Origin of the sequence: Ureibacillus thermophilus, assembly GCF_004331915.1 — a bacterium.
Taxonomy (GTDB): Bacteria; Bacillota; Bacilli; order Bacillales_A; family Planococcaceae; genus Ureibacillus; species Ureibacillus thermophilus.
In genome coordinates this window covers 1,457,679-1,473,270 of sequence record NZ_CP036528.1, presented here as the reverse complement: position 1 = coordinate 1,473,270, position 15,592 = coordinate 1,457,679, and the positions used below count along the sequence as shown (strand labels likewise).

Annotated in this window: 13 protein-coding genes; all 13 read right to left on the bottom strand. The window is 39.9% G+C overall.

Annotated elements, in window-relative coordinates; translation table 11 throughout:
* Positions 1-42: 42 nt before the first annotated feature.
* A complete protein-coding gene (rpsO, locus tag DKZ56_RS07285) occupies positions 43-312 on the bottom strand; it encodes a 30S ribosomal protein S15 (RefSeq protein WP_208652063.1) in 270 nt (89 codons plus the stop codon).
* A gap of 120 nt (positions 313-432) precedes the next feature.
* Positions 433-1,389 (bottom strand): riboflavin biosynthesis protein RibF, encoded by a 957-nt coding sequence (ribF, locus tag DKZ56_RS07280; protein ID WP_208652062.1) that lies wholly within the window; start codon positions 1,387-1,389, stop codon positions 433-435.
* 11 nt (positions 1,390-1,400) lie between these two features.
* The gene (truB, locus tag DKZ56_RS07275; protein ID WP_208652061.1) at positions 1,401-2,312 is read right to left on the bottom strand and encodes a tRNA pseudouridine(55) synthase TruB; all 912 of its coding nucleotides are present in this window, start codon (positions 2,310-2,312) and stop codon (positions 1,401-1,403) included.
* An 85-nt stretch (positions 2,313-2,397) separates the two neighbouring features.
* Positions 2,398-2,748, bottom strand: a complete 351-nt coding sequence (gene rbfA / locus DKZ56_RS07270; RefSeq protein ID WP_208652060.1) for a 30S ribosome-binding factor RbfA — start codon at positions 2,746-2,748, stop codon at positions 2,398-2,400.
* Between the two features lie 111 nt (positions 2,749-2,859).
* Complete coding sequence (locus DKZ56_RS07265; protein WP_208652059.1) at positions 2,860-3,138, bottom strand: DUF503 domain-containing protein; 279 nt, start codon at positions 3,136-3,138, stop codon at positions 2,860-2,862.
* A complete protein-coding gene (infB, locus tag DKZ56_RS07260) occupies positions 3,135-5,339 on the bottom strand; it encodes a translation initiation factor IF-2 (RefSeq protein ID WP_208652058.1) in 2,205 nt (734 codons plus the stop codon). The genes DKZ56_RS07265 and infB overlap by 4 nt, the downstream gene beginning before the upstream one ends.
* A 14-nt stretch (positions 5,340-5,353) precedes the next feature.
* Positions 5,354-5,662: a YlxQ family RNA-binding protein gene (locus tag DKZ56_RS07255; RefSeq protein WP_208652057.1), complete on the bottom strand. Its 309-nt coding sequence runs from the start codon at positions 5,660-5,662 to the stop codon at positions 5,354-5,356.
* Complete coding sequence (gene rnpM, locus DKZ56_RS07250; RefSeq protein WP_208652056.1) at positions 5,655-5,942, bottom strand: RNase P modulator RnpM; 288 nt, start codon at positions 5,940-5,942, stop codon at positions 5,655-5,657. Before rnpM ends, DKZ56_RS07255 begins: the two co-directional genes overlap by 8 nt.
* 50 nt (positions 5,943-5,992) lie before the next feature.
* Positions 5,993-7,150, bottom strand: a complete 1,158-nt coding sequence (nusA, locus tag DKZ56_RS07245; protein WP_208652055.1) for a transcription termination factor NusA — start codon at positions 7,148-7,150, stop codon at positions 5,993-5,995.
* 25 nt (positions 7,151-7,175) lie between these two features.
* A complete protein-coding gene (rimP, locus tag DKZ56_RS07240) occupies positions 7,176-7,649 on the bottom strand; it encodes a ribosome maturation factor RimP (RefSeq protein ID WP_208652054.1) in 474 nt (157 codons plus the stop codon).
* 257 nt (positions 7,650-7,906) lie between these two features.
* Positions 7,907-12,232, bottom strand: coding sequence for a PolC-type DNA polymerase III (locus DKZ56_RS07235; RefSeq protein ID WP_208652053.1), 4,326 nt, complete (start codon positions 12,230-12,232; stop codon positions 7,907-7,909).
* Positions 12,233-12,393: 161 nt separating this feature from the next.
* Positions 12,394-14,085, bottom strand: a complete 1,692-nt coding sequence (locus tag DKZ56_RS07230) for a proline--tRNA ligase (RefSeq protein WP_208652052.1) — start codon at positions 14,083-14,085, stop codon at positions 12,394-12,396.
* Between the two features lie 219 nt (positions 14,086-14,304).
* A complete protein-coding gene (rseP, locus tag DKZ56_RS07225; RefSeq protein ID WP_208652051.1) occupies positions 14,305-15,570 on the bottom strand; it encodes an RIP metalloprotease RseP in 1,266 nt (421 codons plus the stop codon).
* Positions 15,571-15,592 lie beyond the last annotated feature (22 nt).

Here is a 15,592-nt window from a genome sequence, read left to right as displayed (position 1 = left end):
ATTTTTTGAATAAATAAAAAGCGGGAAAATCCCGCTTTCTGATTAACGACGAAGACCTAATTTTTCAATTAAAGTACGGTAGCGTTGGACGTCTTTTTCACGCAAATATTTTAATAAGTGACGACGATGACCTACTTTTTTAAGAAGTCCACGTTGAGAATGGAAGTCTTTTTTATGAACTGATAAGTGATCGTTTAATACGTTGATTTCTTCTGTTAAGATTGCGATTTGCACTTCTGGAGAACCAGTATCTCCTTCATGAAGTTGGAATTCTTTAATGATTTCGTTTTTGCGTTCTTTAGAAATTGCCATTTTGTTTTCCTCCTATTTTTGATTTACTCCTCTAGCACAGCCAACCGTTGGAGCATCGGTACGCCGAGCTAAGGAATATACAATTTGTATACCTGATGTATAATACCATAGTTCAAAAATTTAAGCAAATGATTGATTTGAAAAATATTCGATTGCCTGCTCTTTATCCCGAGTGATCTGTTCTTTTAATGCTTCAATGCCATCAAATTTTTGTTCATCTCGAAGCCGTTTATACCAATAAACTTTCACTTCTTCTCCATAAATATTTTTTTGAAAATCTAAAATATGAACTTCAATAGTTAAATGCTTTTCTTCTGGATTTTTAAATGTCGGTTTATACCCTACATTGCATACTCCGTCATATAGTTGATTTTGCACCAGTATTTTTACAGCATAAACACCTTTTTTAGGAATAAAGCAGCCTTCCTTCGATTGGATGTTGGCTGTAGGAAAGCCGATGGTACGGCCCCGTTTATCCCCTTGAACAACAATCCCTTGAATTTGATAAGGGCGACCCAGCAAATAATGAACCGTTTCCATATCCCCTTCCTGCAAGCATTTGCGGATGCGGGTTGATGAAATCTTTTCCCCATTTTCCTCTTGTTTTTCAACGACCGTTACACCGAAATCCCCATTGGAAATATCCTTCATTAAATCCATATTGCCTTTGCCAAAAGCGCCGAAGGAAAAATCGAATCCTGCTGTGACATGCTTTATATTTAAATCGCGGATAAAATATTGCACGAACTCTTCCGGCAAAAGCTTTGCAAAATCCGATGTAAATTGTACAACAAATGTCGTATCAACTCCCATTTCCTCCAAAATCTCTAATTTTTGAGGAAGGGGAGTAATATAAAATATTTTTTCATTGCTGTTTCCTAAGACGATGGAAGGATGGGGATCAAAGGTCATCACAGCACTATGAATATTTAATTCCTTTGCTTTTTCCATTGCAGCACGAATCACCGCTTGATGCCCTCTATGTACGCCATCAAAAAAGCCGACTGCCAGGGAATAGGAAGTGGAAGGATCGACTTTATCTAATTGGTACGGATATTTTAAATGAATTACCTTCATTGTATGGCCTCCTAGAAATTATTTGGAAACATCTTGTCTGGTTTCATCAGCCCAGTTTTTGTTGGATGCTTGATGTAGACAGCAATTGCCTTCCCATTTCGGCTAAACACAATTTTTTCACTCTGTTTTAATAATGAATGGACTTTTAAAATTTGTCCATTACAAATTTGCTTCTCATTGGTTGCATCCACTTCAATAAACGGGTAAGAAGATAAGGCTTTTTCAATGGGCAAAATAAGCTCGTGAACCGTCCCTTCCTCTACGGCTTTTTTGACTTCATGGATTGGCACACAATCTTCTTTCGAAAAATTCCCAGAAGCAGTTCTTACAAGAGAAGACATATGGCTAGGATAGCCTAATAACTCTCCAATTTGTACTGCAAGGGTGCGGATATATGTGCCTTTGCTGCACTTCACTCGAATCTTAAAGGCGATTTCCTTTCCTTCATACAAGTCCCGCTCATCAAGCAATGTTAATTCGTAAATGGTTACTTTTCTTCTTGGGCGCTCCACTTCAATGCCTTTCCTTGCATATTCATAAAGTTTAACGCCGTTTACCTTTACCGCTGAATACATTGGGGGAATTTGTTCAATTTCTCCTGTTAGTTGAGACAAAACTTGAAGCAATTGTTCCCGGGTGAATTGTTTATATGATTCATCTTTTTCTAGCGTATCGCCTTCTGCATCTTCCGTTGTAGTGGAACGGCCAATCAACACTTCCGCTTCGTACGTTTTGCCCGACTCCATTAAATAATCAGAGAGTTTGGTTGCTTGTCCAATGCAAATCGGCAAAACGCCTTCCACTTCCGGATCTAAAGTTCCTGTATGTCCGATTTTTTTGGTTTTCAATATTTTTCGAAGTTGAAAAACACAGTCGTGGCTCGTTAAACCTCGTTCTTTCCACAATGGCAAAATACCATCCACTAGAATCCCCCCAAAAATGTTCAATAAAAAAAGCCTACCTGCATGGGTCTTTTTATGCAGTCGCAGGCTTTTTTCAATATTTGTTTTACGCTTCTTCGTTTTCTTTAATCGAGCGCAATAATTGTTCGATTTTGTTGCCGTATTCTATCGATGTATCAAATTTAAAGGTGATTTCAGGCGTTCTTCTTAAGCGAATACGATGCCCAATTTCAGAACGGATAAATCCTTTCGCCTTTTCCAAAGCTTTCAATGTTTCGTTTCTTTCTTCTTCCGTTCCCAAAGTCGTAAAATAAATCGTCGCTTGTTGAAGATCACCTGTCAATTCAACAGCCGTTACTGTAACAAAACCAACTCTCGGATCTTTCAGCTTACGGCCAATGATGTCACCTAATTCCTTCTTCATTTGTTCAGCAACACGATTTGCACGTAGAGACATAATCGTCACCTCTTTATAAAAAGTAGAGCAAAAGCACAAATTGCGCTTCTCCCTACTTCTTTTCATTTTACTTGTTATTGTTGTTGGAATCCTAAAAATTATCCTCAAGGATTACAAAAACTCTCGAGAAAATTCTAGCAGCTCCCATGATGGATTCGATTGTAAAAAATGGAGCACTTGATCAATTTCCCGCTCAGCTGCTTGACGGGAAGAAGCAACTGTCACAACAGCGATTTTTGTTCGCTGCCACACATCTTGATGGTCAATTTCTGCAACAGATACATTAAATTTCTGCTTCGCTCTCGTAATCATCCGCTGGAGAACTGCTCGCTTTTCCTTTAAAGAGTGCGCGTCCGGAATGATGAATGCCGCTTCTAAATAGACAATCATTTCCGTACAATTTCTTCCATTACGAAGGCTTCGATAATGTCGCCTTCTTTAATGTCGTTGAAGTTTTTAATTTGCATACCGCATTCAAAACCTTTGACAACTTCTTTCACGTCATCTTTAAAGCGTTTTAATGATGCAAGTTCTCCTTCGTAAATTACGATTCCGTTTCGGATGACACGCACGCCAGCATCACGAGTCACTTTACCATCTGTCACGTATGAACCTGCAATTGTACCCACTTTGGAAATTTTAATCGTTTGACGCACTTCTGCTTGACCGATGATTTTTTCTTCATATTCTGGATCAAGCATACCTTTCATAGCAGCTTCAATTTCTTCGATGGCTTTATAGATGATGCGGTGCAAGCGAATTTCGACGCCTTCTTGTTCTGCAGCGCGTTTCGCATTAACATCTGGACGCACGTTAAAGCCGATAACGATGGCGTTGGAAGCTGCGGCAAGACTAATGTCAGATTCTGTAATTGCTCCTACACCAGTATGGATAATTTTTACTTTTACCCCTTCCACATCAATTTTCATAAAGGAAGAAGCTAAAGCCTCTACAGAACCTTGTACGTCTGCTTTAATAATCAAATTCAATTCTTTCATTTCGCCTTGGGACATTTGTTCAAACAAGTTATCCAAAGTAAGGCGGGATTTTTGCGCACGGCTTGCTTGCAATGCCATTTGTGCACGAGCTTCACCGATTTCACGGGCTGTTTTTTCATCTTCAAATACGACGAAGCGATCTCCGGCTTGAGGCACTTCATGCAATCCTGTAATTTCAACAGGCGTTGCTGGTGTTGCTTCTTTTACGCGGCGGCCCAAATCGTTCACCATAGCACGGACACGGCCGAATGTATTTCCGACAACAATTGGGTCGCCTACGCGCAATGTACCGTTTTGCACCAATAATGTAGCAACAGAACCGCGGCCTTTATCTAGGCGGGCTTCAATCACAGTACCGATTGCACGGCGATTTGGATTAGCTTTTAATTCAGAAACTTCCGCAACGAGCAAAATCATTTCTAACAATTGATCAATTCCTTCTCCTTTTAGAGCGGAGATTGGAACGAAGATTGTGTCTCCACCCCAGTCTTCCGGAATGAGGCCATACTCTGTTAATTCTTGCATGACACGGTCTGGATTCGCTGTTGGTTTATCAATTTTATTAACTGCTACAATGATTGGCACATTGGCTGCTTTGGCATGGTTAATGGCTTCCACCGTTTGCGGCATGACACCATCATCTGCTGCAACAACGATGACAACAATATCCGTAATTTGAGCTCCTCTTGCGCGCATTGTCGTGAATGCTTCGTGTCCAGGTGTATCAAGGAACGTAATTTTCTTTCCATTAATATCTACTTGATATGCACCAATATGTTGCGTAATACCGCCTGCTTCTGCTTCAGTCACTCTTGTATGACGGATCGCATCCAGCGTTGTCGTTTTCCCGTGGTCAACGTGACCCATGATCGTTACTACCGGCGGACGTTCTACTAATGCTTCTTCTGGATCTTCTTCTTCAAAGTAAACATTTAAATCTGTTTTATCGATGCGTACTTCTTCTTCTACTTCCACACCATAATCCGCGCAGACTAATTCGATGGCATCTTTATCTAGGGATTGGTTGATTGTCGCCATCACACCAAGCATAAAGAGCTTTTTAATGATTTCAGAAGGTTCGCGGTTTAATTTTTTTGCCAGTTCCGCTACTGTTAAAGATTCGTAGAAAGTAATTTTTTCAGGAAGCTCTTTTTGTACAGGCTGTTGAGGCTGCTGTTGTTTTGGCTGACGGCGTTTTCCGCCATGGATGCCAGGCTTTTTCTTTTGGCTTCCTTTATTTTTTGGTTGTTGGATTATATCTTCTTTTGCAGCTTTGTTTCGTTTAATTTTTTCAAAAGCAACGGACGCTTCTTCTTGTTCTTGGCTATCTTTTTGTTTTGGCGCGTGTTCTTGTTTTTCTGCTTCTTTATGATTTTGATTTTGCGGTTGTTTTGGTTTATGTTGCCCTTCATTCTTTTTCACAGGCGCATCAACATTTTGGTTAAAAACTGCATCCAGTTTTGCAACTGCATCTCCGTTAAGCGTTGACATATGATTGGTTACATTTATATTTAATTTCTTTAATTCTTCAATGACTTCTTTGCTTGATCGATTCACTTTTTTGGCATATTCATGAACTCTCATTTTGGTCATTAGCTCACCCCCGATTAAATTTCGTTGAGCAGACTGGACAGCTTATTGGCAAAGCCTTGATCGGTAATGGCTATCACTACCCGAGCTTCTTTTCCAATCGCATGTCCCAGCTCATAACGATTGCTAAACGTATGAAACTCAACATTGTAATGCGTACATTTATCTTGAATTTTTTTTCTTGAGTTGTAGGCTGCATCCGAAGAAAGAATGACTAACTTCGCATTGCCTTTTTGTATTTCTTTTATCACCAGTTCTTCACCGGAAATAACTTTTCTCGCTCTCGTCGCCAAACCTAAGAGTTGCAATATCTTTTCTTTACTCATTTTTGAAAAGCTGCTCCCTGCGGATAAGCCGTATTAGCTCATCGTAAATCTCATCCGGTATTTTTACTTCTAAATGGCGTTCTAATATTTTTTTGCTGCGGGCTTTTTCAACCGCTTCTTCAGATTTGGAAATGTAAGCGCCGCGTCCAGACTTTTTGCCAGTCGGATCAACGGAAACTTCACCATCTTTTGAACGAACAATGCGAAGCAATTCTTTTTTCGGGAACATTTCACCAGTCACGACGCAGCGGCGTAATGGAACTTTTCTTTTTGTTGGCACGTCAATCACCTTCCCTATCAGCTCAACGCATCCATTTATGTGATTTATTTTTATTCTTCTTCGTCAACTACATCTTGGTACAAGTCAATATCAATCTCGTCGAAGGAATATTCCTCTTCTTCACTGTCATTTTCAACAATAAGAGGGCTATTCTCATTCGGATATATACCTAGTTCACGGGCATCTGATTCGCTTTTTATATCAATTTTCCAGCCGGTTAATTTGGCCGCAAGTCTTGCATTTTGTCCTCGTTTTCCAATCGCTAATGAAAGCTGATAATCTGGAACGATGACCGTTGTTGATTTTTCTTCTTCATTTACAATAACATCCAATACTTTTGAAGGACTTAAAGCATTGGCAACGAAGACAACGGGATCTTCTGACCATTCTACGACATCAATTTTTTCTCCATTTAATTCGTTGACGATTGCCTGTACGCGGGCTCCTTTTGCCCCTACACAAGCACCAACTGCATCCACTTCTGGATCGTGGGCATATACAGAGATTTTTGATCGATCTCCAGCTTCGCGAGCGATAGATTTGATTTCTACAATGCCGTCATAAATTTCAGGCACTTCCATTTCAAATAGTCGGCGAAGTAAACCTGGATGCGTGCGGGAAACAATAATTTGCGGTCCACGCGTTGTTTTTTCCACTTTTGTAATGTAAACACGAATGCGTTGTTGAGGCTTATATTCTTCCCCTGGAATTTGTTCATTTAGAGGCAATACCGCTTCTACTTTGCCAAGATTGATATAAATATTGCGCGCATCTCTGCGTTCAATAATTCCATTGACAATATCATCTGTGCGGTCCACAAACTCTTCATAAATAATGCTTCTTTCCGCTTCACGTACGCGTTGAGTTACAACTTGTTTGGCAGTTTGTGCAGCAATGCGGCCAAAGTTGCGAGGAGTCACTTCTTGTTCCACAATATCGCCAGGTTCATAGACGCTATTGATTTTTCTTGCATCCTCAAGCGATATTTGCAAGCGCGGATCTTCCACTTCTTCCACCACTTCTTTTCTTGAGAAGACTTTAATTTCTCCAGTGGCTTGATTAAAATCCACACGTACATTTTGCGCTTGATTAAAATTGCGTTTATAAGCTGTAACTAGTGCAGCTTCAATTGCCTCCACTAAGATTTCCCTTGAAATGCCTTTTTGTTGTTCTAGAGCATATAAAGCTTCTAGTAATTCACTGCTCATTTTTTCATTTCACTCCTAATTCATTTTATGAAAAATCGATTGCCAGCCGAGCTCTTGCAATCTTGTCTTTTGGAATTTTTATCAACACATTACGTGCTTTTATTCGAATTTCCAATTCCAGGCTATCTTCGCTGTTGGATTTTAAATATCCGTAAAATTCTTTCATGCCTTCAATTGGCTCATATGTTTTAATGTAAACATATTTGCCAATAGCTTTCTCAAAATCAGATTCTTTCTTTAATGGACGTTCTGCACCAGGAGAGGAAACTTCTAAATAATAGTTTTGTTCAATCGGATCCTTTTCATCCAGCAGGGCGCTTAATCGCTCGCTTACAAGTGCACATTGGTCTATGTCAATTCCACCTTGAGGAGTATCGATGTATACACGGAGGAACCAAGCACGTCCCTCTTTAACAAACTCAATATCCACTAATTCAAGATTCAATTCCTCTAAAATCGGTGTAACTAGCTGTTGAACGACTGAAGTAATTTTGCTCATAATATCCTCCCAACGTCTCGTTTCCTTGGCTAAAAACAGAAATTCCACCATTTTGGTGAAATTTGCATTTCCGTGTACTTATCTAATCGCTACCCTCCTGGTGGAGAGCCACAAAACAATAGAAAAGAGCGGGAAACCCCACTCTTTTGCTGCAAAACTATCAACAAATTATTGACTTAACAATAACACAATTTCTTAAGAAATGCAAATATGAGAAACTGTTCCACAAAGTCGACCATGAATTTTTACAAAAGGATTTAGAAAAGCGATAATTGATTTTCATCAGGCAGCCCTTCCAATACGCCTAATTGCTCCATGTATTCAATCAACGATTTGGATACACGACCGCGCGTCTGCAAATCTTCTTTTGATAAAAATTCCCTTTCTTCCCTTGCCGCCACAATTTGTTTTGCTACACTTTCCCCTAATCCTGGAATGGCGTTGAACGGTGGGATAAGAGAATTTCCTTCAATAACGAATTCAGTTGCTTTGGATTTGTATAAATCCACATTTTTGAAACTCATGCCTCTTTCACACATTTCAAGGGCAATTTCAAGCACGGTCAATAAATCTTTTTCTTTTTTCGTTGCATCCAATCCTTTTGCATTAATTTCTTCGACTCTTGCACGAATAGCTTTAGCACCTTTAATCATTGCCGGCAAATCAAAATCTTCTGCGCGGATAGAGAAATAGGCGCAATAATAGGCGAGCGGGAAATGTACTTTAAAGTATGCCACGCGGACAGCCATTAATACATATGCAGCTGCGTGGGCTTTCGGGAACATATATTTAATTTTTTTGCATGATTCAATATACCATTCAGGCACATCATGTTCCCTCATCGCTATTTCCATTTCTTCCGTCAAGCCTTTTCCTTTGCGGACCGACTCCATTGTTTTGAAAGCAAGGGATGGGTCGAGCCCTTTATAAATTAAGTACACCATAATGTCGTCACGGCAACCGATTACTTCCGAGAAGGAGCAGACATTATTGGCAATTAATTCGCTGGCATTTCCAAGCCATACGTCGGTACCGTGAGAAAGACCGGAAATTTTCAACAGCTCTGAAAAGGTTTTTGGTTTTGTATCTTCAAGCATTTGGCGCACGAATTTTGTTCCGAATTCCGGAATGCCTAAAGTTCCCGTATTACATAAAATTTGTTCAGGCGTCACGCCCAAAGATTCCGTTCCCGTAAAGATGGCCATAACATCTGGATCATCTGGCGGAATTGTTTTTGGATCGATACCTGTCAAATCTTGAAGCATCCGAATCATTGTCGGATCATCGTGTCCAAGAATGTCCAGTTTTAAAATATTATCGTGGATGGAATGGAAATCAAAGTGGGTTGTGCGCCATTCAGCATCTTGGGCATCGGCAGGATATTGCACCGGCGTAAAATCGTAAATATCCATATAATCCGGAACAACAAGAATCCCACCCGGGTGCTGGCCTGTTGTTCGTTTCACCCCGGTGCATCCTTGCACCAATCGTTCAATTTCTGCCGAGCGGAAATTGATATTATTGTCGTTTGCATACCCCTTCACAAAGCCGTATGCCGTTTTTTCCGCAACTGTACCGATTGTTCCAGCACGGTACACTTTATCTTCCCCGAACAATACTTTTGTATAGTTATGGGCGCGTGCTTGATATTCCCCCGAGAAGTTAAGGTCAATATCCGGAACCTTATCCCCGTTAAATCCGAGGAAAGTTTCAAAAGGAATATCCTGTCCGTCTTTGTTTAAAGGTGTGCCGCATTCAGGGCAGTCTTTATTCGGTAAGTCAAATCCCGAACCAACGGAACCATCTGTAAAGAATTCGGAATAGTGGCACTTAGGACAAATATAATGAGGCGGCAATGGGTTCACTTCTGTAATTTCCATCATCGTTGCAACAAGGGATGAACCGACAGAACCACGGGAACCTACTAAGTAGCCATCCTCTAAAGACTTTTTCACAAGTTTTGCGGAGATTAAATAAACCACTCCAAACCCATGGCCTAAAATAGAATTCAACTCTTTTTCAAGACGTTTTTCGACGATTTCCGGCAGCTTTTCCCCATAGATTTTATGCGCCATTTCATAGGTCATGCGTTTGATTTCTTCATCGGATCCCTCGATGATTGGCGTATACAATTTATCTTTAATCGGCGTTACATCGCCAATCATGTCAGCAATTTTTTGAGAGTTGGTCACGACAATTTCCTTCGCCACGTCCTCTCCTAAAAAGGCAAATTCCTCAAGCATTTCATTAGTCGTGCGGAAATGCACTTTTGGAAGTGGATAGCGGTTCAACGGATTGGCTCCACCTTGCGAAGAGATCAATATTTTGCGATAAATAGCATCATGTTCCTCCAAATAATGGACATTCCCTGTTGCCACAACCGGCTTATCCATTTTTTTGCCCAGCTTCACAAGCTTGCGGATAATATCTTCCAAATGCCATTCATCATGAATCGTGCCGCTGTCAATGAGTTGAGAGTATACCGCTTTTGGATGTACTTCAATATAATCATAGAATTCCGCCACTGCTTCCGCTTCTTCTGGGGATTTATTCATCATCGTTTCAAACAGCTCACCGTTTCCACATCCCGAACCGACAATGAGCCCTTCTCGATGTTTCACTAAATCAGAACGGCGAATGCGCGGAACCCGATAGAAAGTTTGGGTATGGGAAATGGATACTAATTTAAACAAATTTTTTAATCCCACATTGTCGACCGCTAAAATCGTACAGTGATAAGGTCTTGATTGCTTATATGAATCTTCTCCACCCATGAATTTGTTAAAATCATCATGGTATTCGATACCTTTTTCTTCTTTTGCCTGTTTTAAAAGATGCAGCAGCAAGTGGCCGGTTGCTTCCGTATCATAAATGGCCCGGTGATGCTGCACAAGTTCAATACCATATTTTTTACAAAGGGTATTTAAACGGTGGTTCTTGAGCGACGGGTTTAATAAACGGGACAATTCCAACGTATCGATGACTGGATGTTTCACACCTGTAATGCCCGCTTTTTCATAAGCAGCATATAAAAAGCCCATATCAAAGGAAGCGTTGTGGGCAACGACAATGGCATCTCCGATAAATTCATGGTATTCCCGAATAACATCGTCCACTTCCGGTGCATCTTTCAACATATCATCTGTAATATGCGTCAATTCAATAATTTTTTCGGAAAGAGCACGATGCGGATTGGCAAATCGCTCGAATCGATCAATGATTTTGCCATCCCGTATTTTGACTGCCGCCAGTTCAATAATGACATCATAGGCAGTAGATAATCCGGTTGTTTCCACGTCAAAAACAACGAAAGTGGCATCCTCCAGTTTAATATGCTGTTCTTCATAAGCAATCGGTGCTCCATCGTCTACTAAGTTTGCTTCCAGCCCGTAAATGATTTTAATGCCATATTTTTTCCCGGCTGCAAAAGCATCCGGATAGGCCTGTACAACGGCATGGTCTGTAATGGCGATTGCAGGATGCCCCCACTTCGCAGCCTGTTCCACAAGGCGTTCTACAGGCGTTACTGCATCCATTTGGCTCATAGGCGTATGTAAATGCAATTCCACCCGTTTTTCCCCTTCTGGCGCCGTATCTTTACGAGTCTCTTTATGAATTTCATTTATATCATTCGCCATCATCACTAACTCGCGGACGAATGTATCATTTTGCACAGAACCTCGGACTCTGACCCACATGCCTTTTTTCAAACGGGACATTTTTTCCACATCATCATGATTGCGGGAAAACATTTTTACTAAGATGGAATCCGTATAATCGGTTAATTTAATTTCCAAGAGAGAACGTCCGCTTTTTAGTTCTTTCAGTTCAATGGCGAAGATATGGCCCTCAATGACGATTCGGCGTTCTTCTTCCACAATCGATTTAATATCCACAATCTCTGGATCTTGAATAACGGAGCCAATTTGAATTGGTCCTTCTTCAACTGGCCCTTGAGGTTTTTCTTTCTTCTCTTTTTCCCGGTTTTGAAAATCGATAATGGCTTGTCTTGCCAGTTCTTCCTCTTCCATTCTCCGCTGTTCAAGCATTCTCTCTTGTTCGGCCTTTTCTTCTTCCGATGCTTCCACTAATTTGAATTCCACTGCTATGTTCGGAAAGCCAAAACAAGCGTAAGTTTCTGCAATAATGTCACGGTATTTGGACTTTAACGTCAAATGTTCCATTTCGGAAATGCATGAAAGTATTAACTTGCTCCCTGTCCAAACGGGCAATTGGCAAGAAAGCCGTTTTTTCACCGGAGGAGATGCGTCAATACGTTCGACAACGCTCATCCAATAATCAGAAATCAAATGCTCCGTTACTTCAGGATTTTCTGTTTGTATTGTCAACTCTACTTGTGCTATATGTTTAAATTCTTCCTTCAATCGGGAAGAAAATAGTTGATATACTTGGAAAGGCAAAATATTTCGCAGCTTCAATGAAAAATTCCAAATCCGCTTTTTCTTATGAACGGTTAAACGGTTTAATTCCCCATGTTCAAAAAAGGACATATAGACATCTTCCGTTAATTTTAATTGGGATAAAAGCATGAACAACCGCTCTCTAGCTTTGACGTTTTCCATCCAACTCACCACCTTTAATAAAAATCCTTGATGGAAAAAAATGAAAAGAATTCGCGAAACTCTATCAGGCAAGACGCTTCTGCGACTGTCTATAGAAGAGCGAATTCTATTCAAACTATCAACTATATAAGTATACACTATTTTTTCGAGACTGTTTGAATTTAATGTGTTCGATAAAATTCATTTAAATAATCAATCAATTCTTCTTTCATGCATTCAATGGTTTCTCCCGTTTTGCGATTCTTCACTTCCACAATTCCCTCGATTGCTTTTTTGCCGACTGTAACGCGAATCGGCAAACCTATCAAATCGCTGTCTGCAAATTTTACGCCGGCACGCTCATCCCGATTATCATATAAAACATTATAACGATAAGCCGTTAAAATATTGTAAAGCTGTTCAACTAGATTGAATTGAACTTCATCATTGACATTGATTGCCATTAAATGCAAATCATAAGGGGCTAGATGTTTCGGCCAAGTAAATCCACGATCATCTTGAAATTGCTCTGCTAATATAGCAAACAGCCGAGTGAGTTCTAATTCATAACTTGCGATTTGTAGAGGGATTTGTGTCCCTTCTTTGTTCACAACATTTGCCGACATTTTTTCCGCATATTCAGGCGCTAATTTTGTCGCCCTCCCAACAACAATCCCCTGTTTCAACAAAAGGATTCCTTGGCCATCAGGCGAAGGGTCTCCTTCTTCAATATAGCGAATATCCTCATATAAATTAATAGCAAAATCTCGATTTGGATTCACATTCATATAGTGATAGCCATCTTCATTTGCGCCAGTAACAGCATTTACCATCGACTGAATGCCATAGTCTGCGATGACTTTAATGTCGATAGGCAGTTTGATTGGACCGATGGAACCTTTGGAGCAGCCAATGTGTTTTTGGATTTCCCCTTCATTTGCCAATCGAATATCCGAAGCATTTAAAGCTTTTTTCACTTTTATTAAATTCAATCGGTGGTCGCCTCGAACTAAAGCAACGGCAATTTCCCCATCGATATTTAATACGAGCGATTTAATGCATTGAGTTGGTTCAAGATGCAATTCATCGCATAATTCCTGTATCGTTTGGACATTTGGCGTTTCAATTTTTTTAAGCGGTTTCATTTCTTCATTAGAACGTTCATATTCAATGGATACTTTTGCAATTTCCTCATTTGCCGCATATTTTGATTGATCTGAGAAGGCTATTGTTTCATCCCCGATCGTTGTTAAAACGACAAACTCATAAGACTCTTTGCCAAACGGTCCCGCATCCGTTTCAGCCATTTGCACAGTTAATCCTAATCGGGAAAAAATTCGTTCAAAGGTTTGAATCATATCTGCAAAGGTTTGATTTAAACTTTCTTCGCTTTCATGGAAAGAGTAAGCGTTCAAGATGCAAGACTCTCTTGCATGAAATAAATCAAGCCGCGATTCTTTTATATTCTGAAGCCTTTTTTGCATTTGATAAAGTGCAATCGGCAGTTTTTTATAAGTTTTTATTTCATCCCGGACAATGGATGTCATTAAATCCATGCTCGGACCAATAACAAATTCCCTGCCAAAATCATCTTGAAAATGAATTAAATCCTCTAACAATCTTCCGGATTGTTTGTAAAAATCAATAGACTGAATGCATGGCAATTCTAATTCAATGGCATTCCTTTTCTCTATTTCCTCTCGAACGATTTGTTCGATTTTTTTTAAAACTCGTTTCGCTAAAGGCAAATAGGAATAAGTTCCATTTGAATATTGCCGAATGAATCCTGACCGCAGCAACATTTGGCAAGAATTTGTATGAACATTCTGAGGCACTTCCCGCATTGTTGGGATAAACGTTTGGCTTTGTTTCATTAGGGCTCCACCTTTATTAGTTTCTGCTTTTTAATAGAATAGCATACCCTCTGAAGACTTGAGTATATACATTTTTTTGATATTTTTGCAAAGGAATATCGTCTTTGTCATGTATTCTTGCAAAGATGATTCTAAAATTAAATTTTGAATAAGACTAGATGACAAAAATCACGAATCATTAAAAAATCGCCTCCGATTCTGCAATCGGATGGCGATTTTTTATTGGAAGAACAATCGTTGAATATCGTTCCACGTTACAGCAATCATTAAAATCATTAATAACACAATGCCCACTAAATGAACCATGCCTTCTTTTTTGCGGTCGACTGGTTTCCCTCTTAATGCTTCAATGCCAAAGAACATTAATCGGCCGCCATCTAAAGCAGGTAGTGGAAGTAAGTTCATAATTCCTAAATTGATGCTCAAGGCTGCTGTCCAATACATGAGGGTAAAGAAACCGTGTTTTGCCACTTCTCCAGTATATTGATAAATGCCGACAGGACCGGCTAAATCATCAAGGGTAAAATTACCAGCAATTAAATAAACAAGCGCTTGAAGTATGAGAACTGTGGATTCCCAAGTTTGTTGGACACCATAAACTACTGCTTTCAATGGATTTTTTTCCATCGGGCTTTGATACATAACACCAATTTGTCCAACTTTATCGCCGTTTTTTAATTCCACCGAATCCGGCACAATGGAAAGCTCCACTTGCTGTCCGTCTCGGTCAACAATAAACGAAAGTTCTTTTCCAGGATTTTCTTTTACAAATTCCGATAAATCATCCCATTTATCAATCGAATGACCATTGACGGATTTGACATAATCCCCTGCTTTCATTCCGGCTTCAGAAGCGGGGCTGTCATCCACAACTTCCGTAACGATCGGTTCATTGGTTGGTACGCCTTGCAAGATGCCAAGTAAAAGGAAAAGGATAAAGGCTAAAACAAAATTAAATAAAGGTCCTGCAAATATAGTAAGTGTACGGTGCCATAACGATTTCGCTTCAAAGGTCCGTTCATATGGTGCAATTAACGTTTCTTCTCCGTTTTCAACAATGATGGCATTTCGAGCAACGTCAAAACGAACTAAACGCTCTTCTTCATCGTAGCCTTCAATCCACATTTTTTTATTTAAATCCGCCCGTTCAACTTCCATAAATAATACGTTCGGATGTTGAACATTTTGATTTAAATAAATTTTCTCGACTTTTTCATCTTCATTTAATATAAGCCCTACCCGATACCCTGGCTGAAGCTCGATTTGGTCGAAATCTTCGCCAGCCATACGCACATAACCGCCTAATGGCAATAATCGGATGGTATATAAGGTTTCCCCTTTTTTCATTCCAAAAATTTTAGGCCCCATACCAATGGCAAATTCCCGCACTAAAATACCTGCTCTTTTTGCAAAAATAAAGTGCCCGAATTCATGAAAGAAAACGATTAATCCGAATACGAGGATAAATGCTAATATTGTTTGCATAATATACCACCTTTAGAGCCGT